The sequence below is a fragment of the Streptomyces sp. NPDC001717 genome, assembly GCF_042892775.1.
In the GTDB taxonomy this organism is placed as follows: domain Bacteria; phylum Actinomycetota; class Actinomycetes; order Streptomycetales; family Streptomycetaceae; genus Streptomyces.
This window is the reverse complement of the sequence record NZ_JBIAUK010000001.1, coordinates 574,102-598,828: the sequence shown is the minus strand read 5'-3', so window position 1 is coordinate 598,828 and position 24,727 is coordinate 574,102. Positions and strand designations below refer to the sequence as shown.

The 24,727-nt window shown below is 70.2% G+C and carries 26 protein-coding genes; 7 read left to right on the top strand and 19 right to left on the bottom strand.

Features of this window, described 5'->3' with window-relative positions:
* Window positions 1-136: 136 nt before the first annotated feature.
* From ACFYZL_RS02995 to ACFYZL_RS02985, 3 genes are all read right to left on the bottom strand, one after another.
* On the bottom strand, window positions 137-1,396 hold the full coding sequence (locus ACFYZL_RS02995) for an esterase/lipase family protein (RefSeq protein ID WP_384743219.1): 1,260 nt from the start codon (window positions 1,394-1,396) through the stop codon (window positions 137-139).
* Between the two features lie 241 nt (window positions 1,397-1,637).
* Window positions 1,638-1,949, bottom strand: coding sequence for a hypothetical protein (locus ACFYZL_RS02990; protein ID WP_384743221.1), 312 nt, complete (start codon window positions 1,947-1,949; stop codon window positions 1,638-1,640).
* Between the two features lie 53 nt (window positions 1,950-2,002).
* The gene (locus tag ACFYZL_RS02985; protein WP_388675472.1) at window positions 2,003-2,569 is read right to left on the bottom strand and encodes an ATP-binding protein; all 567 of its coding nucleotides are present in this window, start codon (window positions 2,567-2,569) and stop codon (window positions 2,003-2,005) included.
* A 263-nt stretch (window positions 2,570-2,832) separates the two neighbouring features.
* Here ACFYZL_RS02985 and ACFYZL_RS02980 point away from each other — a divergent pair, with 263 nt between their 5' ends.
* Window positions 2,833-3,684: a helix-turn-helix domain-containing protein gene (locus tag ACFYZL_RS02980; protein WP_384743227.1), complete on the top strand. Its 852-nt coding sequence runs from the start codon at window positions 2,833-2,835 to the stop codon at window positions 3,682-3,684.
* Between the two features lie 10 nt (window positions 3,685-3,694).
* Window positions 3,695-3,892 (top strand): hypothetical protein, encoded by a 198-nt coding sequence (locus tag ACFYZL_RS02975; protein ID WP_384743229.1) that lies wholly within the window; start codon window positions 3,695-3,697, stop codon window positions 3,890-3,892.
* 118 nt (window positions 3,893-4,010) lie between these two features.
* On the opposite strand, the gene ACFYZL_RS02970 is transcribed toward ACFYZL_RS02975, so the two are convergent.
* From ACFYZL_RS02970 to ACFYZL_RS02905, 14 genes are all read right to left on the bottom strand, one after another.
* On the bottom strand, window positions 4,011-4,658 hold the full coding sequence (locus tag ACFYZL_RS02970; RefSeq protein ID WP_388675468.1) for an OmpA family protein: 648 nt from the start codon (window positions 4,656-4,658) through the stop codon (window positions 4,011-4,013).
* 4 nt (window positions 4,659-4,662) lie between these two features.
* The gene (locus tag ACFYZL_RS02965; RefSeq protein WP_388675465.1) at window positions 4,663-5,253 is read right to left on the bottom strand and encodes a hypothetical protein; all 591 of its coding nucleotides are present in this window, start codon (window positions 5,251-5,253) and stop codon (window positions 4,663-4,665) included.
* Window positions 5,254-5,284: 31 nt separating this feature from the next.
* Window positions 5,285-5,929 carry a pilus assembly protein TadG-related protein gene (locus tag ACFYZL_RS02960; RefSeq protein WP_388675462.1) on the bottom strand — a complete coding sequence of 215 codons (645 nt, stop codon included), beginning with the start codon at window positions 5,927-5,929 and terminating at the stop codon, window positions 5,285-5,287.
* Window positions 5,929-6,174, bottom strand: coding sequence for a hypothetical protein (locus tag ACFYZL_RS02955; RefSeq protein ID WP_388675459.1), 246 nt, complete (start codon window positions 6,172-6,174; stop codon window positions 5,929-5,931). Before ACFYZL_RS02955 ends, ACFYZL_RS02960 begins: the two co-directional genes overlap by 1 nt.
* Before the next feature lie 110 nt (window positions 6,175-6,284).
* Entirely contained in the window at window positions 6,285-6,971 is a 687-nt protein-coding gene (locus tag ACFYZL_RS02950) for a response regulator (protein WP_388675456.1), read from the bottom strand.
* 3 nt (window positions 6,972-6,974) lie between these two features.
* On the bottom strand, window positions 6,975-7,865 hold the full coding sequence (locus ACFYZL_RS02945) for a DUF5936 domain-containing protein (RefSeq protein ID WP_388675865.1): 891 nt from the start codon (window positions 7,863-7,865) through the stop codon (window positions 6,975-6,977).
* 16 nt (window positions 7,866-7,881) lie between these two features.
* Entirely contained in the window at window positions 7,882-8,820 is a 939-nt protein-coding gene (locus ACFYZL_RS02940) for a type II secretion system F family protein (protein ID WP_384743242.1), read from the bottom strand.
* Window positions 8,817-10,166, bottom strand: coding sequence for a CpaF family protein (locus ACFYZL_RS02935; protein ID WP_384743245.1), 1,350 nt, complete (start codon window positions 10,164-10,166; stop codon window positions 8,817-8,819). The genes ACFYZL_RS02940 and ACFYZL_RS02935 overlap by 4 nt, the downstream gene beginning before the upstream one ends.
* Entirely contained in the window at window positions 10,163-10,543 is a 381-nt protein-coding gene (locus tag ACFYZL_RS02930) for a TadE/TadG family type IV pilus assembly protein (RefSeq protein ID WP_384743247.1), read from the bottom strand. The genes ACFYZL_RS02935 and ACFYZL_RS02930 overlap by 4 nt, the downstream gene beginning before the upstream one ends.
* A gap of 1 nt (window position 10,544) precedes the next feature.
* Window positions 10,545-10,916: a TadE/TadG family type IV pilus assembly protein gene (locus ACFYZL_RS02925; RefSeq protein WP_384743250.1), complete on the bottom strand. Its 372-nt coding sequence runs from the start codon at window positions 10,914-10,916 to the stop codon at window positions 10,545-10,547.
* Window positions 10,917-10,919: 3 nt separating this feature from the next.
* The gene (locus tag ACFYZL_RS02920) at window positions 10,920-12,197 is read right to left on the bottom strand and encodes a CpaE family protein (protein WP_388675451.1); all 1,278 of its coding nucleotides are present in this window, start codon (window positions 12,195-12,197) and stop codon (window positions 10,920-10,922) included.
* 7 nt (window positions 12,198-12,204) lie between these two features.
* Window positions 12,205-12,906: a Flp pilus assembly protein CpaB gene (gene cpaB, locus ACFYZL_RS02915; protein ID WP_384743258.1), complete on the bottom strand. Its 702-nt coding sequence runs from the start codon at window positions 12,904-12,906 to the stop codon at window positions 12,205-12,207.
* A complete protein-coding gene (gene iscB / locus ACFYZL_RS02910) occupies window positions 12,903-14,291 on the bottom strand; it encodes an RNA-guided endonuclease IscB (RefSeq protein ID WP_388675448.1) in 1,389 nt (462 codons plus the stop codon). Before iscB ends, cpaB begins: the two co-directional genes overlap by 4 nt.
* Window positions 14,292-14,591: 300 nt before the next feature.
* Window positions 14,592-15,494, bottom strand: a complete 903-nt coding sequence (locus tag ACFYZL_RS02905) for a hypothetical protein (protein ID WP_384743260.1) — start codon at window positions 15,492-15,494, stop codon at window positions 14,592-14,594.
* A 345-nt stretch (window positions 15,495-15,839) separates the two neighbouring features.
* On the opposite strand from ACFYZL_RS02905, the gene ACFYZL_RS02900 reads away from it, so the two are divergent.
* Window positions 15,840-17,504 carry a chitinase gene (locus ACFYZL_RS02900; protein WP_388675862.1) on the top strand — a complete coding sequence of 555 codons (1,665 nt, stop codon included), beginning with the start codon at window positions 15,840-15,842 and terminating at the stop codon, window positions 17,502-17,504.
* 152 nt (window positions 17,505-17,656) lie between these two features.
* Window positions 17,657-18,991: a M14 family metallopeptidase gene (locus tag ACFYZL_RS02895; RefSeq protein WP_384743263.1), complete on the top strand. Its 1,335-nt coding sequence runs from the start codon at window positions 17,657-17,659 to the stop codon at window positions 18,989-18,991.
* Between the two features lie 63 nt (window positions 18,992-19,054).
* Here ACFYZL_RS02895 and ACFYZL_RS02890 read toward each other — a convergent pair whose 3' ends face one another.
* Both ACFYZL_RS02890 and ACFYZL_RS02885 read right to left on the bottom strand, forming a co-directional pair.
* On the bottom strand, window positions 19,055-19,474 hold the full coding sequence (locus ACFYZL_RS02890) for a RidA family protein (RefSeq protein WP_384743266.1): 420 nt from the start codon (window positions 19,472-19,474) through the stop codon (window positions 19,055-19,057).
* On the bottom strand, window positions 19,471-20,229 hold the full coding sequence (locus tag ACFYZL_RS02885) for an IclR family transcriptional regulator (protein WP_384743268.1): 759 nt from the start codon (window positions 20,227-20,229) through the stop codon (window positions 19,471-19,473). Before ACFYZL_RS02885 ends, ACFYZL_RS02890 begins: the two co-directional genes overlap by 4 nt.
* A gap of 423 nt (window positions 20,230-20,652) precedes the next feature.
* On the opposite strand from ACFYZL_RS02885, the gene ACFYZL_RS02880 reads away from it, so the two are divergent.
* From ACFYZL_RS02880 to ACFYZL_RS02870, 3 genes are read left to right on the top strand one after another with little or no spacing between them, the layout of a single operon-like run.
* Window positions 20,653-21,933, top strand: a complete 1,281-nt coding sequence (locus tag ACFYZL_RS02880; protein WP_388675442.1) for an amino acid deaminase — start codon at window positions 20,653-20,655, stop codon at window positions 21,931-21,933.
* Between the two features lie 9 nt (window positions 21,934-21,942).
* Window positions 21,943-23,541, top strand: a complete 1,599-nt coding sequence (locus tag ACFYZL_RS02875; RefSeq protein WP_388675439.1) for an amidohydrolase family protein — start codon at window positions 21,943-21,945, stop codon at window positions 23,539-23,541.
* Window positions 23,542-23,577: 36 nt separating this feature from the next.
* On the top strand, window positions 23,578-24,585 hold the full coding sequence (locus tag ACFYZL_RS02870; protein WP_384743276.1) for a YdcF family protein: 1,008 nt from the start codon (window positions 23,578-23,580) through the stop codon (window positions 24,583-24,585).
* Window positions 24,586-24,727 lie beyond the last annotated feature (142 nt).

Sequence of the window (24,727 nt, the reverse complement as noted above, 5' to 3'; positions counted from 1 at the left end):
CCGCCCCCCGCCCCCGCGGGGGGGGGGGGGCGGGGGGGGGGGCGGGGGGCGGGGGGGGGGGGGGGCGCGCGGCGCGGGGGGGGGGGGGGGCCGCCCCCCCCCCCCCCCCCCCCCCCCCCCCCCCCCCCGGCGGTGGTCAGTCGCTCGTGGCGATCTCGTTCACGATCCACTCGCCGAGCTCTTGGGTCATCGTGGTGTGTCCTTCGTTGCGGCCGGCACACATGAAGGCGTCGAGGGCGCTGTCGTCCCGTGTGATCGGCCGGTAGAGGGCCTTCGGGTCGTTGATGTCACCGGCGGCGACGGCACTGATGGCCGGGATGAAGCAGGACGTGGTGATGACGCCCGGGTCCACGGTGTTGCCGAGGAGCGTCATGAGCAGGGCCGCCAGGCCGAAGCTGCCCGTGTCGCCCGCGGGGGACTGCACGGTGAACAGGCCTCCGGGAGCACCGTCGATGTCGGGCAGTCCGCTCGTACGGACGGACACCGGCTCACCGCCGGTCTTCTGCAGGCGGGCGACCTGCTGGTCTCCCTGCGCCTGCGTCTTGAGCCAGGTGTCGTGCAGCGTCTCGCCGTCACACCTCACCGCGGTCGCGTCGGGCTTGACGCCGTTGCCCGTGCCGGTGTCCACCCCGTTGGCGACACCGATCTTGCGGAGGTTCCGAGGCCATCCCCCGAGCTCGTCGAGCGCCTTGAGGAACGCCACCCGCTCCGACGCCGGCTTCGGGGTCTCGCCGACCTTCCCGATGTGCCACCGCGCCATCTGCTTCGCGGCCGGGCTGTTGAGCAGCCCGGAGAACTGGCGCAGGACGGGCCCCAGGGTGGGAGAGTCACCCCACTCGTCCGTCGCGAAGTGGGTGAACGCCTGGAGCGCGACGGGGAACCACGCGCCCTCGTGCGGGGTGTCGTAGGAGAGGTGGAGGGACGTCTCGTGGTCGGGGAGCGAGGGGTCCTGCTCCATCTTGGCCAGCGCGTAGCGGGTGACCAGTCCGCCCATGCTGAACCCGCCCACGACCAGCTTCGAGCCGCCCACCCGCTCGGCGATGGCCCGGCGGATGCACTCGATGGCGGTGTCGGCGTTGTCCGTGATCGACGCCGTCCGGTCGGTGTAGCCGAGGATGATCACGTCCCGTCCGGTCGCGTGGAGTTCGGAGATGAACCGGAAGTCGTCGTTCTCCTCCAGACCGTGCCAGAGCTGGTCGAGGTCGCTCGACCCGCCGGAGAAGCCGTCGGAGAGGATGACGGGCCGGATGAGCTGCCGGCGGTTCAGCGGGCTGTAGTAGACCCAGGCGTTCCCACCGCCCAGTGCCCATTCGTCATGCGGCTGCGGTGCGGGCGGAAACGAGGAACGGGCCCCGGGGGCAACCGGGCCCCAGATGTCGACGACGGGTGCGGACATGATCAGTTGACTCCTTGCGCAGGTCACAGGCTTGCCGAACGGCTGCCTCGGAACGGACCTTAGGGAGCGCGACATCGATACTCAGAGCGACGGACCGGTGGGTTCACGTAAAGGTGTTCGGCTTCGTCGCGAAAGGTGTAAGTGCCCACGATCACGGGCATACCCCGTCGCCCTCTGCACACGCGAAGACGCCGACGCTCAACCGGACGGCTTCCTGACGCACTTCACCACGATGTGAGCACTAGCCGAACATCACGCTGTGTGGAGTGACCCCGCCGAAGTCGCGCGCCTCGCCCGGCGCCATTGCGACCAGCGGCTCCTCGCAGCCGCGGTCGGAGTAGAGGGTCGCCGTCGCATTGGTGCCGTTGAGCGCGCTGCTCGCGCCATGGAGAAGGAGCCTGCACTCCCCGTTGGCCGGGGAGATGATGTCGAGGCCCCCGGACTCGGGCGAGATGTAGCCGAAGGTACCGGTGGCTGCGCCTGCGGACGTGGGCAGGGTGACGACGAGTGCGGCGGTGGTGAGGACGGCGGCGATGCAGTGACGGAGGCGCATCGCACCAGAGTGTCGTACCGCCACGCCGTGTTGACCGGAGAAACGATCTTCCCTCACCCGTTCGGCGGCTGATGTGGCTGATGCGACTGGTGCGGTGGCTGCGGTAGCTGCGACGGCTGCGGTGGCTGCGACCCATGTGACCGATGGGGCAGCGTGGCCCAGGTGCGGGTCCCACCACCGGGCTCCCGGGAGGGGCCGAGCCCCCAGTCGCCACCGTGGTCGCGCACGAGCGCCGAGAACACCCGGAGGGTGGAGCGCCGGCGGGCCTCGCAGAGCGCGGCGAGACGGGGGTGGGCGTGGGTGGGATGGCCGTCGTAGACGATGACGCGCAGGGCGTCGTCGCGGTAGCGGACGGACAGGTAGAGCTCCCCGTACGGGTCCATCCGCCAGGCGGAGCCGAGGAGTTCGGAGGCGGCCTGCACGGCGGTCGGTTCGAGGGGATCGAGCGCGTAGGCCCGCAACGCGGCCCGCACGGCCTGCCGGGCGATGCCCGCGGAGCGGGGGGAGGCGGGCAGGGTCATGCTGCACGAGAGCTCCGCCTCGTCGGGGGCGGGGCCGGGCCCGGAATCCGGGGCGACGGGGCAGGCGGAGGGGGACGTGTAGGGGTACGGGGTGAGCATCTTCGGCTCCCAAGTCGTCAGCGTGTACGGACGGATTGGCTTCGGAAGCTCGACGCGCACGAGGGCTCACGTGTGTCCGTACGCAGGCGGCAACGCGGCGACCGTGGCTCGTCCCCCGGGCGGGCATGGGGATGCGCTTCGATTCGCCTTACGTGAGCGGTGCGTTACCCACTGTAGAGCAGCGAGGGGGTCTAGTGTCACCACATCCGGGCAATTGCCTCCCCAATGGACCCTCAGCGCCTCCGCGCGGCACACTGGCCCGCATGCCAACCAGAGCGACGCCCACCGTTCGGCAACAGCGCCTCGGCGCCGAGCTGCGCAAGATGCGGACGGCCGCGAACGTGACGACCGACCACGCCGGCGGCCTGCTGGGCTTGGACCGCACGAAGGTCTCCAACATGGAGGCGGGGACGCGGGCCACCTCGCCAGAACGCGTACGCCTGTTGGCCGCCAACTACGCCTGCACTGACGAGCGTTACGTCGGCGCCCTTGCGGAGATGGCCGACCACCGTACGCGCGGGTGGTGGGAGCAGTACCGGGGTGCGCTGCCACAGGGACTGCTCGACGTGGCGGAACTGGAGTGGCACGCGACCCGCCTGCGGACGGTCCAGACAGTGCACCTGCCCGGTCTCTTGCACCTGAGCGGCTACGCCCGTGCCGTGTTCCGCTCGGCCATCCCGGCTCTGCCCACGTCGGAGGTCGAGCTACGGCTCGCCCACCGCATGCAGCGCCAACGGATCCTCGAACGGGACGTCCCGGTGCCGTACACGGGGTACGTCCACGAACTCGCCCTGCGGATGCAGTTCGGCGGACGCCGCGCGACGCGCGAGCAACTGGAGCACTTGTGCCTCATGTCCGAGCGGGACGACATCACCCTGCGCGTCCTGCCCGTCGAGGTCGGGGAGTTCCCCGGAGCGGGCCACGCCGTGATGTACGCGCACGGGCCGGTACCTCAACTGGACACCGTTCAGCTGGACTCGGCCCACGGCCCGGAATTCAGTCATGACCCCGGCCAACTGGCCAAGTACGACGCTCACATGAACTGGATGAGCGAGCATACGCTCGACACGCAGGCCTCCAGAGACCTCATCCACACCATCGCCCGCGAACTCTGAGGAGTCACGCATGCCGGACGTCGTATGGGAAGAGCCGTATTGCGCGGAGGGCAACAACTGCTACCGGATCGGGGTCGACGGGGACGGCAACAGCTACATCGCCATCGCCGGCAGGGAGGACGCCTACCTGACCGACACCACGGACGCCCTCCGCGAACTGATCCGGGCCATCAAGGCCGGCCGGGCGGACCACCTGCTGACCGACTGACCCGGCACCACCACCTCACCGGGCCGCGGCCCGGCCGGCAGGCTGCGCTCGATGTGCACCGCGAGCCGCGAACCGACCTCCCGCCGGGCCGGCCGCTCCCGTACGGCCGCCTCGCGAGCTACCCGGCCGCGCCGGTCGCACCGCGCGGGAAGGTGATTTCGACGCGGCGGTTCTTCTTGCGGCCTTCCTCGGTGCTGTTGTCGGCGATGGGGTAGTCCTCGCTGTAACCGCGGACGTCGAAGACGACGCTGGGGTTGGTGACGGTCTTGGCGAGCTCGGCCTGGACGGCGTCGGCGCGCTGCTTGGAGAGCTCCTTGCCGTGTTCGTAGCTGCCCTGGTCGTCGGTGAAGCCGAAGACTCGGATGCGGGTGGCTTTCTGGGTGTTGATCTCCTGCGCGATGGCCTGGATGCGGGCGGCGGCCTGGGCGTTGAAGACGGCGCTGTTCTCGGGGAAGAGGACCTCGGATTGCAGCGCCATCATGACCGTCTGGTTCGTCTCCTGGCGCCGCTGCTCGCCGCCGAGGTCTTCGACGACTTCGGCGATGTCCAGCACCTTGATGGGCGCGAGGGTGCCGCCCTGGGGCATCTTGAGCCCGGGGGCGTTGGGGTCGATGGGGACGGGTGGGGAGGCCGATGGCTCCGTGCCAGGCGGTACGGAGGGCTTCACATCATCGGCGTGCGCGCTCGTCGCACCGATGAAATGAGCGCCAGCGACGACCAGCCCGACGACGACCGTAGATGCAGTGGCGCGGTGGCGTGTAGTCATGGTGTCACCCAGAGATCTTGACGGTCGCCGTGACAAAGGTCGGGAGGCTGAACTCCATCTCGCTGGTGGTAGCTGGCGGTGCAGGGAACTGGGCAAAGAAGGGGATCGCTTGGCCAGCGTCGACACTGGAAACACCTGTGGTGCACAGGCACCTGGACTCCGTGTCGCGAAGCACGTAGTAGCGCTTCTTGCCGACCTTGTCGACCAAGGTGGCCCCGGCCACCGACTCGCCAGTCCCCTTCAGCTCGATCCCACGCCAGGCAACGGTGTCGTTGTAAGGGGCGCTACCAGTGTTCTTTATCTGTCCGGTGACAGTGAGGAATCCGCCCGGGTCACGCTTCACCGAGTTGATAGCCAGGACCATGCCCGCCTGTCCATTCAACGTGGCAATCGCTTCGGTCGGTTCCGAGCTCTGACTCACGCTCGCCCCAGGTTTCTGAGATCCCGCTCCCTGGAGCTGGGACGCCGAGGAACTTTGCGGCTCACTCGGCTTCTTGCTGTCGTCACCACCGCACCCGGCCAGCGTGACGACCATGACCACTGCACCGGCAGCAGCCATTCCCCCACGGACCTTCACCATGCGCCGAATGCTCATCTATGAACGCTTCCTTGTCTCTCGTTCCATGTCAGCCGACAAGTCGGACGCTGAACAGCTTTCTGGTCAATGCAGTGAGCGAGCCAGGATTCAGGGGGTCGAGCTTCACCAGCTCCTCACCGCATTGGAAGTTCACCGTTGACGTGGTAGGCGTAGGGGCCGGTGAGCCACCCCCACCTGAGGGTGTGGGGGTGGGGCCCGGCGTAGGGGCCGAACCCAGACGGCACTTTGGTTCGATCAAGGCCGTAGCTTTTGCGGTTCCATGCATGTCGCTGGTTCCAGGAATCACCGAGTCCCCCACCGTCCGCTTCGTCTCCACGGTTACAGTGAACCGCGGGAGGGAGGGCTCACACTCTGCCGTTGCGTCGTTCTTCAAGGCGAAGGCTTGGGCTGCGGCACACGCCTCGCCAGCTTTGAAGAACTCGCCATCGACGATCTTCTTCCAGTCTTCGGGCTTAACTTCAGCAAGATCGAGTTTGAAGAGCACTCTGTCTCTAGCCTCGCGCCCAGCCGCCAAGGCCGCAGCATCTGCTGCACCCTGGGCATCGCTGCGCGTGACAGATGCTTGGCCGATGACGAAGAAGGCAAGCGCCGCGAAGAGCAGCCCTGCTACGACCAGCACATAGATCGGGAGGGCCTGACCTCGGTCAGGCCCACGCCTCCCACAGGTATCCACTAGCCAGCTTTGATGTTCGTCACCGCGTCCTTGATCCGCTTGGTGATCTCCGATCCGATGCCCGAGCCGACGATCGCTCCGATGATCACGACGACCACCAGGATGATGCCCAGGTATTCGAATGCGGTCTGGCCACGGTCGACGCCCGCGTACCGCTTGCGGATCCTCGTCACGGCCGTGTCCGTCCAGCCGTTCACCCTGATCCGTGCCTGCACAGCAGTCTTCAGCAGCACGTTCTGTGACATGGGGGTCCCCTCCCGGGCCGGTACCGGTGTCGATTCGCGGACGGTACGGCGAGTTACCTCTCGTAACCAAGGGTCCCGGGACCCAATTACGGACCCACTGCGCACTCTGTCTACCCATGACCGGACACTCCTGGACGAGCGGTTCCCAGCCACCGGGCTATCGCCTCGCTCCGCGTCGCGCTCTGGAGCTTCGCGAAGATCCGGTTGATGTGGTTCTTGACCGTCTTCTCGCTGATGAAGCAGGCGGAGGCGATCTGCTGGTTGTTCATCCCGGACGCGATCAGATCCATGATCTCCTCCTCCCGCGAACTCAAGCCGAACACAACAGAGTTGTTCAGTCGCTCAGTAGACTGTGACACATCTCGTTGCGGATGCGAAGAGGCCCGGAGCTCCGCGAGCAACGCGCTCGCCGCCGTCGGGGTGAAGTGCGGGCGACCCACCGACACGTCTCGAACCGCGCGCAACAGCTCATCAGTGGTGAACTCACCGTGTACGAGATAGCCACCGGCCCCCAACAGCAATGCCTCGCGCACGATTTCGGCCTCTTGGCTGTAAGTCAGCATCAGCACGGGAGCCAACTGCACCAGGTGCGGCAGTGCGGAGATTCCGTCCACACCCGGCATCCGGACATCCAGCAGGACCAGATCCGGCGCGTGCCGGCGCGCCAGGCTCAGCGCCTCTCGACCGTCCGCGGCCTGGGCTGTCACCTCAATGTCCTCGGTCTCGGACAGAATGGACGCCAGGCCCGCCCTGATGACCGGGTCGTCGTCGGCAATCAGCACACTCAGTCGTGCCACGGCTCAGCCACCCCCGAACAGTGCGTCGAAGTCAATGTTCGCGCCGTAGACGAAGCCGCAGACCAGCAGGATCAGCGTCCCCGGCAGCATGAACGTGGTCACCGCGAACGTCGCCTTCGGGACGGCCTTGGCAGCGCGCCTGCGGGCGTTCTGAGCGTCCGTGCGGCGCATGTCCTCTGCGATCGCGATCAGCGTGTCCACGATCGGGGAGCCGAGCTCCTCGCCCTGCTGGAGGGCCGTCACGAACTGCGCGACCTGTTCGCTGTCGTTGCGGCGGCGCAGCTCGTCGAAGGCCTGCCGGCGGCTGACGCCCATGTCCATCTGCTGGAGCGTGATGCGGATTTCGTCCGCCCACGGCCCCTCGTACTTGTCCGCCACCCGATCCAGCGCCTGCCGGAAGCCGATCCCCGCACTGACCACCACGGCGAGCACGTCCAGGAAGTCCGGCAGCGTGCGCTCGATGTGGTCCCGGCGGATCCGGGTCGCCGACCACAGGCCGACTTCCATCCAGAACAGGCCGAAGGCCACCATGAGCAACGCCAGAACCAGCTGCCCGTTGATCAGCATCGAGAAGGCGCCCAGCGCGCCCAGGAAGCCGTACACCGCCCGCCTCGCCGCATAGCGGTCGATCGTCAGGCCGGCCGGGTTGCCCGCCATGTCGATCTGGCGGCGCTTGGCGGCCACCCGGTTCGGTCCCATCGCCTTCAGGACCATCGGCGCCCACCGAATGCCCATGCGGTCGACCAGAGACCCCACCGCCGTCGTACGGGTGGCACCCACCTCCAGGGCGAGCGCGAGGTCCGTCGGGAGCTTCACGTCCGCGCGATAGAGGCGGATGCCGTGGAAGGCCCCGAGGACCGAAAGGGCCACGGCCAGTGCCAGCAGAAGTCCGATCATCGCCCCGCTCCCCTCACACGTCGATCTTCGACAGCCGGCGGATGAGGAGGAAGCCGAGGGTGAACAGACCCAGCGAGATCAGGACCGCCGTCTGCCCGACGAACGCCCCCGTCATCCGGTCCAGCGCCCCCGGCATCATCGTGTCCACCAGCAGCAGCGAGCCGAGGCCGATCGCCGGTACCAGGTACGCCGTCACCGTCACCTGGGAGAGCTGCGTGCGGATCTCGCGGCGCGTCTCCTTCCTCTGCTCCAGCGTCACCGTCAGGTTCCGCAGGCTGTCCACGATCGCGCCGCCCGCACGGGCCGAGAGGACGAGGGTCGAGACGAGGACGACCAGCTCACGGGAGGGAAGGCGTTCCGTCAGTTCGCCCAGGGAGTCCTCGATGGAGTGGCCCACCGCGAGGCGGTTCGCCACGCGCCCGAGTTCCTCCCCAGCCGGGGCCTCCAGTTCCTCCGCCGCGATCCCGATGGCCGTACGCAGGGCCAGGCCGGCCTGAGTCGCGTTGGCGAGGATGCGGGCCAGGTCGGGCAGCTGGTTGATGAAGCGTTCCGTACGACGGCTCCGCTGCCAGTTGAGGAAGGCGTTCGCCGCCCAGACGCCGATCGCGCCCGCCACCGGTCCGAAGAAGGGGGCCAGCAGGGCGGCCGCGATGAGCCAGACGCCCGCGATCGAGGCGAGCATGTAGACGAAGAACTCGCCGGGCGTGAGGTCCAGGCCGGTCGTCGCCAGCTTGAGCTCGATACGGCGGCCGAGCGTGGTCCTGCGCAGCCGACGGTCCACCCCGGGGAACCGGCGGCGTCGGCCGAGGGGCTCCGGGGCTCCGCTCGCGGAGAGTCGTTCGATCAGGGCTGCCCGCTGAGCGCGGCCGGCCGCGTACGCCTGGAGGCCGAGGATCACGAACACGCAGGCCAGCAGCGTGGCGCCGAGGGTGATGAGGATGAGTGGGTTCACAGGGCGGTCCGTGTGATGTGCGGGGTGGTGAGCGGGTCGTCCGGCAGCGCGACCCCGAAGGCCTGCGGGATGGGCTGGTTGTTCATGTAGAGCCGTTCCGCGATGCGTCGCGGCAGCGGGTAGTACTCGAAGTAGCCGTGGATGCGGCCGTCCGCGCCCAGGGGCTGGGCCGCGAAGCGGCAGACCGTCGTGATGCGGAAGGGCTCGCGGCCGTGCGATTCGAGGATGGAGATCTCCGTGATGCGGCGCGAGCCGTCGCCGAAGCGGGTCAGCTGGACGATGACGTTCACGGCGCTGTTGATCTGGTCCTGGAGCGCCTCGAAGGGGATCTCCACCTCCGACATGGAGGCGAGGGTCTGGAGGCGGGTGAGGGCGTCGGAGGAGCTGTTGGCGTGGACGGTCGCCAGGGAGCCGTCGTGGCCGGTGGACATCGCCTGGAGCATGTCGAGTGTCTCGCCGCCTCGGACCTCGCCGACGATGATGCGGTCGGGGCGCATGCGCAGGGAGTTGCGTACGAGGTCGCGGATGGTGATCTGGCCCTTGCCCTCCACGTTCGGCGGGCGGGATTCGAGGCGGATGACATGGGCCTGCTGGAGCTGGAGCTCGGCCGAGTCCTCGATGGTGATGATGCGCTCGCCCTCCGGGATCAGGCCGGAGAGGGCGTTGAGGAGGGTGGTTTTGCCGGTGCCGGTGGCACCGGAGACGATCACGTTCATCTTCGATGCGACGAGGCCGGAGAGCAGGAGCAGCATCTGCTCGTCGAGCGAGCCGAGCGCGATCATCTCGTGCAGGGTGAAGGCGCGCGGGAAGCGTCGGATGGTGAGGGTGGCGCCCGTGAGGGAGAGCGGGGGGATGATGACGTTGACGCGTTCGCCGCTGGGCAGGCGGGCGTCGACCATCGGATTGGCCTCGTCCACACGGCGGTTGACGGTGGAGACGATGCGTTCGATCGTCTGCATCAGTTGTTCGTGCGAGGCGAATCGGATGGGGAGCTGTTCGACCCGGCCGGCGCGCTCGACGAAGATCTGGTCGGGGCCGTTGACCATGATTTCGGAGATCGAGGGGTCTTCGAGGAGCGGTTCGAGGACGCCGAGGCCGAGGGCCTCGTCGACGACCCGGCGGATCAGCTGGGCGCGCTCGACGGTGGAGAGGACCGGGCCCTCGCGGCTGATGATGTGGCCGAGTACGCGTTCCAGGCGCGCCCGGCGCTCCGCGGGCGCGAGCGCGGACATCTCGGCGAGGTCGATCTCCTCCAGCAGCTTGGCCCGGTAGGAGGAGACCAGGCGGCCGTCCTCGCGGGGGCTGTGGCGGTCGTCCGGGGTGTTGACCCGGGAGCGCAGGCTCATGGTCGGGTGCCCTTCGGGTCGTCGTTGGGCATGATCGCCGTGGCCCTGGCATCGTCGAGTTCGAGGCCCGGAACGATGGTGTTGATGTGGATGGTGGCGACGGCGGTGACCGCGTCGGAGTTCTTGGTGACCGTCACCTTCACGCCGATGCCTTCCCTGACGGCCGCCACCCCCGCCGCCTCCCCGCCGCTGCCGTTGCGGGCCTCCACGCGTGCCGCCGTACGGGCCGCGGTGTCCGCCTGCTCGTGGACGTACGCGACCCAGCCCAGCTGGATCCCGCACAGCGCGACGAACAGCAGGATCGGAATGAATCCGATGTATTCCAGGGCCACTTGGCCCCGGTCGGAGCGCCGGTTTCGGTTCCGGATTCGGTTCACGTCACTCCTTCTCCATCGCCGCGCCGCCCGTGCCGTCGATGCCGCCGAAGTTGAGCCCCGGGTAGAAGACCGGGATGGCGAGGGTGACCTTGGCCCGGTAGATGTCCCCGGAGGGCCCGCAGGCGACCTTGAGGTTCCACGCCTCCCCGATGTGCTTGCGCGCCGCCGTCGAGCAGGCCGCGTCCCCCTTCACCGCCCCCGCCCGCGCCGCCTCGTCCGCCGCGTTGCCCGCCAGCGAGAACGCGTACCCGATCAGCACGCACTCCCACACCGCCGCCACGATCAGCAGGATCAGCGGGACCATGCCGACGAACTCGACCGCGACCTGGCCCCGGTCCCACCGGTCCCCCCGGCCCGCTCTCCGTGACGGCATCGCTCAGCCCTCCCGCCCGCGCCGCAGCCGCGCCACCGGCCCCGACGCCCGGACCGCCACCGCCGCGCCCGCCGGAGCCGCACCCGGTCCGGTACCGTCCGGCGCCGACAGGAGCCCCAGCTCGCCCGCCAGTGCCCACAGCGCCTGCTTCACCGTCGAGCGGTTGTCCAGGTCCTGCACGCGCCCCGCGTCCACCACCGCCTGCAGTTCCTTGAAGGCCGCCGGGACGGGGGTCCTCGTCGCGCGGGTCTTGGTGATCTTCTCGATCAGGGCGGGCTGGATCTCCGTGTGCTTGCTCCAGCGGTTGACCACCATCGCGGTGTCCTCCGGCTTGCGCACCTGGAGCCGCTCCCACATCCGGACCATCCGCTTCGCCGCCCGTACCGCGACCACGTCCGGTGTGGTGACGAGCACCGCCACGTCCGCCGTCTCCACCGCGGCCGCGTTCGCGCCCGTCACCTGGGTCCCGCAGTCGATGACGACCAGTTCGTAGCGGGCCCGCAGCGCGCCCACGATGTGGCGGGCCGCCCTCTCGTCGACCTCCTCGCCTCGCTCGCCCTCAGCCGGGGCGAGGAGGAGGGCCAGGCCGGTGCGGTCCTCGTACACCGCGTCCTGGAGGACCCTCGCCGAGATGTCCTGGATGCCGGCGAGGTCGGCGACCGAGCGGCGGAACTGGACGTCCAGGTACGAGCCGACGTCACCCGCCTGGAGGTCCAGGTCGACCAGTGCCGTACGCCGCCCCGACGCGGCCGCCGCCAGGGCGAACTGCACCGCCGTGAAGGTGGTGCCCACGCCCCCCTTGGCCCCGGTGACGGTGACCACGCGGCCGCCCGGGCCGGTGGGGACGTCGCCGCCCGCGCCCCGGCCGCCCAGGTGGCGGCGTACGCCCACCGACCACTGGGCGGCGGCCTGGACGCGGGCCGCGAGTTCCTCGTACGAGAGCGGCAGGCCGATCAGGCCTCGCGCTCCGGAGTCCATCGCGGCGGAGAAGAGGCCGGGGCCGGCGTCGGAGGAGACCAGGACGACGCCCACCGCGGGGAAGCGGAGCGCGACCTCGCGGATGAGTTCCAGGGCGGGCACCGGACCGATGCGCTCGTGGACCAGGACCACCTCGGGGAGTTCGTCGAGGGAGTCGGCGGCGAGGCGGCCCAGGGTGTCGAGGAGGGTCGTCGAGTCGGCGACCGGCGCGGCGGGTTCCGCGGACGGGAGCTGGCTGAGCAGCGTCACGATGACGCGCACGGCGTCCGGGTCGCCGACCGCGGGGAGGATTCGGGTGGTCATCCGGGCCTCACTTGTCCCCTTCGAGGGTGTACATGCGGTCGCCGGGGTTGACCGCCGAATCGGTTCCGGGGGCCACCAGGGACAGCCGCACGTGCTCCGCGAAGGACTCGGCGTAGGCGACGCGCTGGGTGTCCTTGGTGTTCAGGGCGAAGGTGATCGGGACGGCCTCGGCGGGGCCCTTCTTGTCTCCGTCCTTCTCCAGGGGCGTGAGCCGGCCGACGTTGATGACGCGCGCGTTGGCCACCATGACCACCGACACGTCGGGGTCCGTCTGCTTCTTGCCCTTGAAGGTGCCCAGGATGTTGACCTTGGCACCCGGGGTGATCTTGCCCGCCACGCCCGTCGACGCGTCGATCATGATGGCGATCTCCTGCTCGCCGGCCTGGAGCTGCGGCTTGTCGACGAACATGTCGCTCTGGAGCAGCGAGCCCTGCTTCAGCCCGGTGAGCGCGATCTTGTCCTTGAGGGCGCCGAGGTCGGTGACGGCGGTGTCGGACAGCCAGCGCTTGGGGATCTTCACTTCCTCGAACTGCCCTGCCGTGAGCGGGGTGTACGGGGCTATGTCGCCCTTGGCGCGGTAGGCGACGACCTCCGCCCCCACCTTGGAGTTGACGTCGCCGATCACCACCAGGACTCCGGCGAAGGCGGCCAGGGCGCACAGGACCGACAGGATCAGCAGGATGACGCCGCGGCGCTGGCGTGAGTTCATCTCTCGGTGGGTCCTTCGGGTCGGGTGACGTAGGCGTAGCCGTCTGCTCGTTGCAAGAGACGGAAGTACTTGTGACCGATGCCCTGAACAAGTCCGTGTGCGGTCTTGATGTTGAAGCTGCCGGTGGCGCGGACGGCGATCCGCCCGGTGTGAGTGCCGGTCTTCTTGCCACTGGGCACGACCGCCCGGGCGAGGTCTCCGGTCTGGTAGCCGAAGAACTGCTTCTGCCTCGGCAGGCGGAGGCGGGGGAAGCCGTGCTTGTCGGTGCGGGTGCGGGTGTATGCGCCCCGTCCGGTAGCGGTGACGGCGAGGACGCAGGCCGGGGCGCGCGTGATGATGTCGAGTTCGCCGACACACAGCGCGTCGAGGGTGTGAGTCCTAGGCATGCCGGTCCGCTGCCGGTTCCATGTGGTGCGGCCGCCCGATGCGGCACGCACCACGGGGAACTCGGCCACTAGGGCGTGCCACAGTGCCCAGCGGGTGGCATTGACGGCTGCCGCGCCCTGGAGCGGGGCTTTGGCCTGGGCAAGGATGCGGGCCAACTGGCGCGGGGCATTGTTGAGGAAGTCTTCGACAGGCTGGTTGGACTTCTTCTCGTTGCAGGGCACGCACGCGGTGCACAGGTTGGAGATGCGGTCGCTGCCGCCGCGCGAGCGGGGGTGGATGTGATCGATGTTCAACGGCACCCCGGTGATGCCGCAGTAGGCGCAGGTCCGGCCCCACTTGGCCAACAAGTACTCGCGGACTTCCGTGCCGTGCAAGGTGCCGTGCTGGTACTCGGCACCTTGCAACGGCCCACCGTTGGACATGGCGTGCGTGTCGAACGCGACCCGTTCCACATGCACGGCACGGACGGGCGCCCAGCGTGCGAGCCGCGACGCCCACGACATGGTGGTCTCCACGCGGTGGCGCAGCGACGGGGCGAGCCGGCCCTTGGGGCGGGTGCGGTTGGAGAAGCGGGGGGCGCGGTGGCGCAAGTTCCGGGATCGCCTGCCGCGCCGGTAGGAGGCACGAGCGGTGAGCTTGTCCCGGATGACGGCACCCCGGTGGGCGAGCTCGACCGCGTACAAGCCGCGGCGCTCACCGTCCTTCGCGGTGAATACGGCGATGCCTGTGCACTTCGAGCCGGGGTCGATACCGAGCTCCACGCCGTCCACCTGCGATTCGGCGACCGTGCGGTCTTTGAGACGGATCACGAACGGAGTGTGCCGGGCAACGACCGCCCGGCCCCTCTTGAGCAGCCTGCGAGCCCTGGCGGGGCTGGTCGGTTGCAGCGGTGTGCCGTGTACATCCAGGACGAACACGACAGGGTGGCCCTCACGGGCCTTCTCCCCAACCTTGAGGTTGGGGGTGACGCGCCCGGCATCAGGTGAAGCGTCGGGCATCTCCCCTCGCACATGTACCGCGCCGGATGCCTCACGGCCTTCGAGTCCCGTTTCGTCCCCGATCCGGGGGATGTCTGCTGACTCGAATTCGAGAGCGAGCTGCTGAGGAAGCACAGCTCGGTCGGTCTTCTGTCCTACGCGGTACGTAGCCAACTTCGTTCACCTCCAAAATGCGTTGTTGGCTGGTGCTGGTAACGGCGGCCATCAACTGCTACGGCTGACAGCCCCCTCCTTTTGGAGGAAGATCCCGTTACGGGCCTTACTGCCTCGCCGTTCTTCGTTCGTGCGGGCGTGCGGGGGTCAGGGTCTGGATCGGGCGGCCTGGGCCGGCGGCGGTGCGGCCAGGGGTGCCGAACAGAAGCCGCAACGGTCTCCGATGAGTTCGAGCCCGCACCAGCGGCATTGCTCCCGGCGGACCGAGGCGACGAGCTGGTAGAGCACCCCCAGGTCGGGGATGCCGGCGGCGAACTCGACGAGTTTCGCCGTGCCCCAGAAGCCGGGCGACCCGGCCGGCAGCGGGTTCTCCAGTACGCCCTGCACCTGCCAGGCCGGGGCGAGTTCGGTCGTGACCCACTCGGAGGCGAGCTGGCCGCGGGCGAAGGTGAGGTGCGTGGCGAACTCGGGGCCGGGCGGGATGACCTTCACGGCCTTGTCCTGCTTGCCCTGCCTGTCCTGCCTGTCCTGCTTCTCCTGCGTCCCCAGTTTCGCCAGGTGCGGTTTCGGGTGGGCCAGTACGGCGAACTGCGCGCTCGGCGACCACGAGCGGGCGTGTGCCTTGAGGCCGACGGGGATCCGGTCGAGTTTGGCGACGGAGCCCAGCAGCGCGCCCGCGTAGATGTAGTGCGACAGGAGCCGGGCCGCGGAGGCTATGACGCCGGGGCTGAAGTCGCAGACGGTGAGCTGGCGCAGCTGACGGACCAGCAGGGCCGTTCCCAGCGGCGGCAGATCGATGGGCAGGAGGGCGATCCGGTCGGTCTCCAGGATGGCCCGTACGGTGTGCAGCCGCCGGCCGGTCTCGGCGGGCAGCCAGGGCGGTACGACGGCCACGAGGTGGCCGTGCCGTTCCAGGAGCCCACTGGTCTCGGCGAGTGCGCCGTCGAGGTCGAGCTGCCCGGGCGGATGGAGCACGGCGGCTCCGGGCGTGTGCCGGTCGGGGGCCGGAAGTACCAGGTCTGCGCTGGTGACAGCGATGGCGGTCGGCACGCGAATCCCCCCGTTCACCCCGTACTCACCCGGTGCTCGCCCGGTACTCACCCCTGCGCGACCGCAAACGTGCGATGCGCATCCCCCTGGAACCAGCACCATAACCGCGCCACCCCCGGCAGGTCAGGGCCTTGGTGATTCCCGCACCGACAGCACGTGTCACAGGTGGCCGGAAACCCGGACAACAGGGATCGGCGGACCGATCACTTCAGGCCACTTCGCAAAGACTATTGACACGAGGATTGGTCTGGACCAACTTGTGAGCGGGGTGCCCCACTCACCCTGACATCCCTTCACTCCCCCCACGGAGCCCACGTGAACCGCATACGCTCCCTCGTCCTGCCCATGACAGCCGTGCTCGCCGCGGGCGGGCTCACGGCCCTCGCGACCGGTACGGCACAAGCGGCGGACGTCAACGTCGCCCGCAACGGAGGCTTCGAGTCCGGCCTGGCCAACTGGTCCTGCTCCGGCGGAAGCGGCGCCTCCGTCTCCTCCCCCGTCCACACGGGGGCCGGCGCCCTCAAGGCCACTCCGGCGGGCCAGGACAACGCCCGCTGCAGCCAGACCGTCACGGTCAAGCCGAACTCGACGTACACGCTCAGCACGCAGGTCCAGGGCAGTTACGTGTACCTCGGCGCGACCGGCACCGGCACGCAGGACGTGTCCACCTGGACGCCCGGCTCGGGCGCCGGCTGGCAGAAGCTCTCGACCACCTTCACCACCGGCCCGAGCACCACCCAGGTCACCGTCTACACCCACGGCTGGTACGGCCAGCCGGCCTACTTCGTCGACGAGTTCAGCGTCTTCGGCCCCGACGGGGGCGGCGGCACCGACCCCGGCCCGTCCGTCCCGGGCGCCCCGGCGGGGACCGCCGTTTCCGGCCAGACCTCCGACGGGCTCACCCTTTCGTGGGGCGCCGTCAGCGGGGCCACCGGCTATCACGTCTACCAGGACGGCGTCCGGGTCAAGACGGTGAGCGCCGCCTCCGCCCAGATCACCGGGCTGGCCGCGTCGACCTCGTACTCCTTCCAGGTGAGCGCCTACAACGCGGCGGGCGAGGGCCCGAAGTCCGCCCCGGTGACCGGCACCACGACCGGCGGCGGGAACCCGAACCCCAACCCGACGGTGCCCAAGCACGCGCTGACGGGTTATTGGCAGAACTTCGACAACGGGGCGACGGTCCAGAAGATCTCCGACGTCTCGGCCCAGTACGACATCATCGCCGTCTCCTTCGCCGACGCCACGACCACGCCCGGTGCGATCGCCTTCAACCTCGACTCGGCCGGCCTCGGCGGATACACCGTGGCCCAGTTCAAGGCGGACATCGCCGCGAAGAAGGCGGCCGGCAAGTCGGTCATCCTCTCCATCGGGGGCGAGAAGGGCACCATTTCGGTCAACGACTCCACCTCCGCGACCAACCTCGCGAACTCGGCGTACGCGCTGATGCAGGAGTACGGCTTCAGCGGAATCGACATCGACCTGGAGAACGGCCTCAACCCGACCTACATGACGCAGGCGCTGCGCGCCCTGTCCGCGAAGGCCGGCTCCTCGCTGGTCATCACCATGGCCCCGCAGACCATCGACATGCAGTCCACCCAGGGCGGCTACTTCAAGACGGCGCTGAACATCAAGGACATCCTCACCGTCGTCAACATGCAGTACTACAACAGCGGCTCGATGAACGGCTGCGACGGCAAGGTCTACTCGCAGGGCTCGGTGGACTTCCTGACCGCGCTCGCCTGCATCCAGCTGGAGGGCGGCCTCGATCCCTCCCAGGTGGGCATCGGGGTCCCCGCCTCCCCCAGCGGCGCGGGCAGCGGCTACGTCTCCCCGACCATCGTGAACAACGCCCTGGACTGCCTGACCAGGGGAACGAGCTGCGGTTCCTTCAAGCCGTCGAAGACCTACCCGGGGCTGCGCGGCGCGATGACCTGGTCGACGAACTGGGACGCCAAGGCGGGTGGTGCTTGGTCGAACTCGGTGGGTCCCAAGGTCCACGCCCTGCCGTAGGGGGTAGGTGTGGGGGTCGGCCGCGTCGGTCGCGTGGCTGATGGGCCGGGTTGGCCGATTCAAGGCATGCGGTCCTTGACCCGGACATGCCACGAGAGCACGCTGTGCGGCATCCGCACGGCTACCCCCACACTCCCCACCCAGGAGAACGCATGCGGCTCCACACCCGCCGGAGGGCCGCCGTCACGGCGGCCCTGCTGGCGCTCGCGCTGGGCGCACCCGCCTACGGCATGAGCGCGACGGCATCCCCACCACCCACCCCGTCCACCGCCACCCAGGACGAGGCGATCGTCCAGTACGAGATCAAGGGCCCGGCCACCCCGGCCGAGCGCACGGCCCTGCTGCGCACCGGCGCCTCCATCGACGAGGTCGACGCCCGCTCGGTCGTCGTCAGCGCGGACCCGGCGCAGGCCAAGAAGCTGCGCGCGCTCGGCTACACGCTGGAGCCGCTGCCCGGGCCCCCGGACCGCTCGATGCCCGGGATCGCGGCGAGCCCGATGGACTTCCCGTCCGCCGACTCGAAGTACCACAACTACGCCGAGGCGACGGCCGAGATCAACCAGCGCATCGCGCAGTACCCCTCGATCATGAGCAAGCAGGTGATCGGGAAGTCGTACCAGGGTCGCGACATCGTCGCCATCAAGATCAGCGACAACGTCGGGACGGACGAGGCCGAGCCCGAGGTGCTCTTCACGGCCCACCAGCACGCCCGCGAGCACCTCACGGTGGAGATGGCCCTCTACCTCCTCAACGAGTTCGGCTCGAAGTACGGCACCGACGCCCGCGTCACGAACGCCGTCAACAGCCGCGAGATCTGGATCGTCCCGGACCTCAACCCGGACGGCGGCGAGTACGACATCGCGACCGGCTCCTACCGTTCCTGGCGCAAGAACCGCCAGCCCAACGCCGGCTCCTCCAGCGTCGGCACGGACGAGAACCGCAACTGGGACTACAAGTGGGGCTGCTGCGGCGGCTCCAGCGGCAGCAAGGGCTCGGAGACCTACCGCGGCGCGGCGGGCGAGTCGGCGCCCGAGGTGAAGGTGGTCGCGGACTTCGTGCGCAGCCGGGTGGTCGGCGGCAAGCAGCAGATCAAGGCCGCGATCGACTTCCACACGTACAGCGAACTCGTGCTGTGGCCCTTCGGCTGGACGTACAACGACACGGCCCCCGGGCTGACCGCCGACGACCTCGCCGTCTACAAGAAGATCGGCACGAGCATGGCGGCGAGCAACGGCTACACGCCGGAGCAGTCGAGCGACCTGTACATCACGGACGGGACGATCGACGACTGGCTGTGGGGCAACCAGAAGATCTTCGCCTACACCTTCGAGATGTACCCGTCGAGCGGGGGCGGCGGCTTCTACCCGCCGGACGAGGTCATCGACCGCGAGACCGCGCGCAACAAGGACGCGGTGCTCCAGCTCCTGGAGAACGCGGACTGCATGTACCGCTCGATCGGCAAGGAGGCGCAGTACTGCACCGCCTAGCCCGCGCGAACGCGTGACCGGGGCGCCCCACCGCCAGGGGGGCGCCCCTCCGCCTTGCCCGTCTCAGCCCAGGACGGCGAGGGCGTCGATCTCGACGAGCAGCCCGGCGGGCAGCCCGACGTACACGGTGGTGCGGGCGGCGGGGGCCTCCTTCAGGCCCTGCTCCTCGAAGTAGGTGTCGTAGATGCCGTTCATCTCGGCGAAGTGGTCGGTGTCGGTGAGGTAGACGCGGATCATCATCACGTCGTCCCAGCCCGCGCCGCCGGCCTCCAGCACGGAGCGGACGTTCTCCAGGGTCTGGAGCGTCTGCTCGCGCAGCGTGGGCCCGGCGGGGGTGGGCGGCTGCCCGTCCACGTGCGGGAGGAAGCCGACCTGGCCGGCGACCTGGAGGATGTTGCCCTTGCGGACGCCGTGCGAGAACTTCGCGGGCGGGGTGGTGTGGGTGGCGGGCGTGATCCCGACCTTCTCGGTCCTGTCCGTCATGCGGTCTCTCCTGAGTCTCCTGAGTAGTCCCGGCTGATGGCTCCCGCGGTACGGAGCACGAGCGGCAGCAGTTCCAGCAGGCCTTCGGCGTCGATCACCACGTTGGGCGCCGACACGGACAGCGCGGCCACGACCCGCCCGTCCGGCCCGTGCACGGGTGCCCCCAGGCAGTTGAGGGACTCCTCGTGCCCGCCGAGGTCGGTGGCCCAGCCCTGTTCCCGTACGAGGTCCAGCTCGCGGAGGAACGCGGGGGCGTCCGGGGTGGAGCGGGCGGTGTAGCGGGGGTAGTCGATCCGGTCCGCGAGGGCGCGGCGCTCGGCTTCGGGGAGGTCGGCGAGGAGCAGCTTGGCGACGGCGGCGACGGTGAGGGGCACGGGCCGGCCTATGCGGGAGTACATGCGGACCGGGTAGCGGCTGTCGACCTTGTCGATGTAGACGACCTCGTCGTCCTGGTGGAGGGCGAGGTGCACGGTGTGGCCGGTGGCGTGGTTCAGCTCGACGAGGTGGGGGTGCGCGATGTCCCTGACGTCGAGGTTCTCGATGGCCTCGGCGGCCAGGGCGAAGAGCTGTGCGCCGAGGCGGTAGCGGCCGTCGGAGGGCTGGCGGTGGACCAGGCCGTGCGCCTGCAGGGTGCGCAGGAGGCGGAGGGCGGTGCTCTTGTGGACGCCCAGCGCCGCTGCCACCGGGGTGAGGCCGGCGGGGCCCTTCGCGAGCAGCGGCAGCACCGCGAGCGCCCGCTCCACGGACTGACTCATCCCTCGTCCTCCCTCCCCGGGGCTCCGCCCCAGACCCCGAGCGGCCGTTGCCCCGGCAGGGCGCCGCCACGGCCGAGATGCCGCTGCGCGGCACCCTGGGCTCCGCCCAGACCCGCTCCTCAAACGCCGGAGGGGCCGGATTTCGCCGCTGCAGTCCGCCAAGTGCAGCCGGTTTCGGCCCTTCCGACCGCCAGGTGCGACAGGTCTTGGCCCCGGGGGCGAACCCCTGCGGCCAAATCCAGCCCCGCCGGCGATTGAGGCGCCGCCGGAGGCGACACCGGCCGCGCACGCGGGTCGGGGCACAAACCCCCGGCGGCGGTGCGTTGACCCGTCGTCATGCGGGATGTTAGACAGCGTGCAGCGGTACACGCAACGACCGTTGCAGCACGTGCAACCCCCAGCACCCCCCCGGGAGGCCCCCGCATGGACAGCGACCCCGTCAAGCAGCTCGCCGACGAGCCGGTCGACCACCGGTTCAAGGGTCTCCCCCCGGACGCCCAGGCGGCCCGCCTCACCGTCGGGGAGCTCGCGCGGCAGCGGCGCGGGATCCACACCGGCGGGTTCACCACCCCCGTGCTCACCCTCGACGCCGACGCGCTGGAGCACAACCTCGCCGCCCTCGGCGCCTACGCCGCCCGGCACGACCTCGCCTTCGCGCCGCACGGCAAGACCTGCATGTCCCCGCAGCTGTTCAACCGTCAGCTCGACCACGGCGCCTGGGGGATCACCGCCGCCGTCCCCCACCAGGCCCGCGTCTACCGCGCCTTCGGCATCCAGCGGATCTTCCTCGCCAACGAGCTCGTCGATCCCGCCGCCCTGCGCTGGGTCGCCGGTGAGCTCGCCAGCGACCCCGACTTCCGCTTCGTCTGCTACGTCGACTCCGTGCGCGGGGTCCACCTCATGGACCGGGCCCTGCGCGACGCGCCGGCCCGGATCGACGTCGTCGTCGAACTCGGTGCCGGCGAGGGCGCCCGCACCGGGGCCCGCAGCGACAACGACTGCCGGGCCGTCGCCGAGGCCGTCTCCGCCACCCGCACGCTGCGCCTCGTCGGCATGGGCGGCTACGAGGCCGAGGTGCCCGACGCCGACCCCGAGCGCGTGCACGCCTACCTGCGCCGGCTCACCGCCCTCGCCGTCGAGTTCGACAAGGCCGGTCTGTTCGCCGCCGACCTGGACGAGATCGTCGTCAGCGCCGGCGGCTCCTCCTGGTTCGACGCCGTCGCCGACGTGTTCGCCGAGATCCCCGAGCTCTCCCGCCCCGTGCTGAAGTTGCTGCGCTCCGGGGCGTACGTCTCCCACGACCACGGCTGGTACAAGGGCCTGACCCCCTTCAACCGGCACCCCGAAGAGGGCGGGCTGCGCCCCGCGTTCCGGCTGTGGACCCAGGTGGTCTCCCGGCCCTCCCCCACCCAGGCGTTCGTCAACGCCGGCAAGCGCGACATCGCCTACGACCTCGGCCTGCCCGAGGCCGAGCTGGTCCGGGACGAACTCACCGGCGAGGAGCGCCCCGCCACCGGCGTGCGGGTGGTGAAGCTGTCCGACCAGCACGCCTGGTTGGAGACCGCGTCGGCCGACGACGTGCAGGTCGGCGACTGGGTGGCGCTGGGGATGTCCCACCCGTGCACCATCTTCGAGAAGTGGCCGCTGATCCCGGTGGTGGAGGCCGACGGCACCGTCACCGATTTCGTCCGCACCTTCTTCTAGGGGCGCCGGGTGGACCTGGTCATACGCGGGGCCCGCGTCGTCGACGGCACGGGCGGGCCCCCGTACACGGCCGACGTCGGCGTCCACGAGGGGCGGATCGTCGAGATCGGGTCCCTGCCCGGCGGCGGGCGCAGGACCGTCGACGCGTACGGGCTCGCCCTCGCGCCCGGCTTCGTCGACATGCACGCCCACAGCGACCTCGCGCTGCTGCGCGACCCGGATCACAGCGCGAAGGCCGCGCAGGGCGTGACCCTCGAAGTCCTCGGCCAGGACGGCCTGTCGTACGCGCCCGTCGACGACCGCACCCTCGGCGAGGTGCGGGCCGCCATCGCCGGCTGGAACGGGCCCGGGGACGACGTCGACTTCGACTGGCGCACGGTCGGCGGGTACCTCGACCGGCTGGACCGGGCCCACGGCGGTCAGGGCTGCGCGGTCAACGCCGCGTACCTGGTGCCGCAGGGCACCGTCCGCGCCCACGTCCTCGGCTGGGACGACCGCCCGGCGGGCGTGGTGGAACTGGACCGGATGCGCTCGCTGGTCGCCGAGGGCCTCGAACAGGGCGCCGTCGGGATGTCCTCCGGGCTGACCTACACCCCCGGCATGTACGCCTCCGGTGCCGAACTGGCCGAGCTGTGCCGGGTGGTGGCCTCGTACGGCGGCTACTACTGCCCGCACCACCGCTCGTACGGGCACGGCGCGCTCGCCGCCTACGCCGAGATGGTCGCGCTGGCCCGGGAGGCGGGCTGCGCCCTGCACCTCGCGCACGCCACCATGAACTTCGGCGAGAACGAGGGCCGGGCCCCCGAGTTGCTGGCCCTGCTCGACGCGGCCCTGGCCGAGGGCGTCGACATCACCCTCGACAGCTATCCCTACACCCCCGGCTGCACCACCCTCGTGGCGCTGCTGCCGAGCTGGGCGAACGAGGGCGGCCCCGAGGCGGTCCTGGCCCGGCTGCGCGACGACGCCGAGGCCGAACGGATCCGCCGCGCGCTGGAGGTGGAGGGGGCGGACGGCTGCCACGGGGTGCCGGTCGACTGGGCGACGATCGAGATCTCGGGGGTGACCGATCCCGCGCTGGCGGCGGCGTACGTCGGCCGGCGCCTGGACGGCTGGGACGCCGCCCGGCGGCTGCTGCTCGACGACCGGCTCGCGCCGACGATCCTCCAGCACGTGGGCCACGAGGAGAACGTCCGGGCGATCATGCGCCATCGCGCCCACACCGGCGGCTCCGACGGCATCCTCCGGGGCGCGAAACCGCACCCGCGCGCCTACGGCACCTTCCCTCACTACCTCGGCCACTACGTCCGCGAGCTGGGGCTCCTGTCGCTGGAGGAGTGCGTGGCGCACCTGGCCGGGCGCCCGGCGGCGCGCCTGCGGCTGCCCGACCGGGGGCTGGTGCGGGAGGGCTTCCGCGCCGACCTCGTCCTCTTCGACCCGGACACCGTCGCGGCCGGTGCCACCTACGAGAACCCGCGGGTGCTGCCGACCGGCATTCCGCACGTGCTGATCGACGGCCGGTTCGTGATGCGCGACGGGCGCCGCACGGACGTCCTGGCGGGGCGCTCGGTGCGGCGCACGGCCCCGCGCGGCCCGGCCCCGAACCGCTGAAACCCGTACGCATATCTGACATTTACGATGGTCGGCATGGTCGCCTTCGCCCTCGCCGCCGTGTTCTTCCTGGCCTTCGCCATCAGCGCACGGGAGGACCGCCGCCGCTTCCGCAACGCCGTGCTGTTCGGGCTGACCTTCATTTCCCTCTCGCTCGGCCTGCTCCTCCAGGTGGACCGGCTGCCGGGCTGGGTCGCGTACCCCATCGTCCTGATCGTCTTCGCCGTGCCCACGCTCGGCACCCTGGCGCTCGGCGTCTTCCTCGTGGCCAACGGCGTGACCATGATCCGCAGGGAGGGCGGCCGCCCCGCCAACCTGCTCTCGCTGCTCGCCGGGCTCGGGATCTTCGGGATGACCGCGCTGCTGTTCGTCGTCCGCAGGGCCGGCTCGCACGTCCTCGACGGCATCGTGGGCACGCTCACCGTGATCGTCGCCTACGTCGCCTTCCTCTTCCTCTGCTTCCTCGGCTACGCCTTCCTCTACGGCCGCATCACGGTGCGCGGCGACGTCGACCACGTGGTCATGCTCGGCGCGGGGCTGATCTGCGGGGACCGGGTACCGCCGCTGCTCGCCTCGCGGCTGCGCAAGGGACAGGAGATCTACGAGGCCCAGGTGGCCCGGGGCGGCCGCCCGCCGATGATGCTGCCCTCGGGCGGCAAGGGCTCGGACGAGAAGGTCGCCGAGGCGCGGGCGATGGCGGACTGGCTGATCGCGCGGGGCGTCCCGGCGGAGCACGTCACGCCGGAGGACCGGTCCACGACGACCGAGGAGAACATGCGGTTCAGCCGGGAGATCATGGCGGCGCAGGACCCGGCCTACCGGTGCGTGGTGGTCACCAACGACTTCCACGCCTTCCGGGCGGCGATGCTGGCCCGCAAGGCCGGGGTGAACGGGCAGGTCCTGGGCTCGCCCACGGCGAGGTACTACTGGCCGAGCGCGACCATCCGCGAGTTCGTCGCGGTGTTCTGGGAGCACAGGGTCGTGAACCTGGGGATCTGCGGCCTGCTGATCACGCTGGGCGCGGCGGCGACGCTGACGAGCTGACCTGTCGGCCCGGCGGCCCGGCGGCCCGGCGCCACGGCGGCCCGGCGGCCCGGCGCCACGGATCGTCCTTCCGGACCCGGCCCCCCTTTGCGGCCCCCGCACACCCGGCGGCCCCGTGCCCGGGGTTCCGGGACGGGGTCGG

Coding starts and splice junctions, on each gene's coding strand:
- ACFYZL_RS02980 (WP_384743227.1), top strand. CDS start 2,833: ATGCCAACCAGAGCGACGCCCACCGTTCGGCAACAGCGCCTCGGCGCC.
- ACFYZL_RS02995 (WP_384743219.1), bottom strand. CDS start 1,396: ATGTCCGCACCCGTCGTCGACATCTGGGGCCCGGTTGCCCCCGGGGCC.
- ACFYZL_RS02885 (WP_384743268.1), bottom strand. CDS start 20,229: ATGAGTCAGTCCGTGGAGCGGGCGCTCGCGGTGCTGCCGCTGCTCGCG.
- cpaB (WP_384743258.1), bottom strand. CDS start 12,906: ATGAACTCACGCCAGCGCCGCGGCGTCATCCTGCTGATCCTGTCGGTC.
- ACFYZL_RS02990 (WP_384743221.1), bottom strand. CDS start 1,949: ATGCGCCTCCGTCACTGCATCGCCGCCGTCCTCACCACCGCCGCACTC.
- ACFYZL_RS02925 (WP_384743250.1), bottom strand. CDS start 10,916: ATGCCGTCACGGAGAGCGGGCCGGGGGGACCGGTGGGACCGGGGCCAG.
- ACFYZL_RS02955 (WP_388675459.1), bottom strand. CDS start 6,174: ATGTCACAGAACGTGCTGCTGAAGACTGCTGTGCAGGCACGGATCAGG.
- ACFYZL_RS02935 (WP_384743245.1), bottom strand. CDS start 10,166: ATGAGCCTGCGCTCCCGGGTCAACACCCCGGACGACCGCCACAGCCCC.
- ACFYZL_RS02975 (WP_384743229.1), top strand. CDS start 3,695: ATGCCGGACGTCGTATGGGAAGAGCCGTATTGCGCGGAGGGCAACAAC.
- ACFYZL_RS02890 (WP_384743266.1), bottom strand. CDS start 19,474: ATGACGGACAGGACCGAGAAGGTCGGGATCACGCCCGCCACCCACACC.
- ACFYZL_RS02985 (WP_388675472.1), bottom strand. CDS start 2,569: ATGCTCACCCCGTACCCCTACACGTCCCCCTCCGCCTGCCCCGTCGCC.
- ACFYZL_RS02965 (WP_388675465.1), bottom strand. CDS start 5,253: ATGAGCATTCGGCGCATGGTGAAGGTCCGTGGGGGAATGGCTGCTGCC.
- iscB (WP_388675448.1), bottom strand. CDS start 14,291: ATGCCCGACGCTTCACCTGATGCCGGGCGCGTCACCCCCAACCTCAAG.
- ACFYZL_RS02870 (WP_384743276.1), top strand. CDS start 23,578: ATGGTCGCCTTCGCCCTCGCCGCCGTGTTCTTCCTGGCCTTCGCCATC.
- ACFYZL_RS02920 (WP_388675451.1), bottom strand. CDS start 12,197: ATGACCACCCGAATCCTCCCCGCGGTCGGCGACCCGGACGCCGTGCGC.
- ACFYZL_RS02970 (WP_388675468.1), bottom strand. CDS start 4,658: ATGACTACACGCCACCGCGCCACTGCATCTACGGTCGTCGTCGGGCTG.
- ACFYZL_RS02895 (WP_384743263.1), top strand. CDS start 17,657: ATGCGGCTCCACACCCGCCGGAGGGCCGCCGTCACGGCGGCCCTGCTG.
- ACFYZL_RS02880 (WP_388675442.1), top strand. CDS start 20,653: ATGGACAGCGACCCCGTCAAGCAGCTCGCCGACGAGCCGGTCGACCAC.
- ACFYZL_RS02900 (WP_388675862.1), top strand. CDS start 15,840: ATGACAGCCGTGCTCGCCGCGGGCGGGCTCACGGCCCTCGCGACCGGT.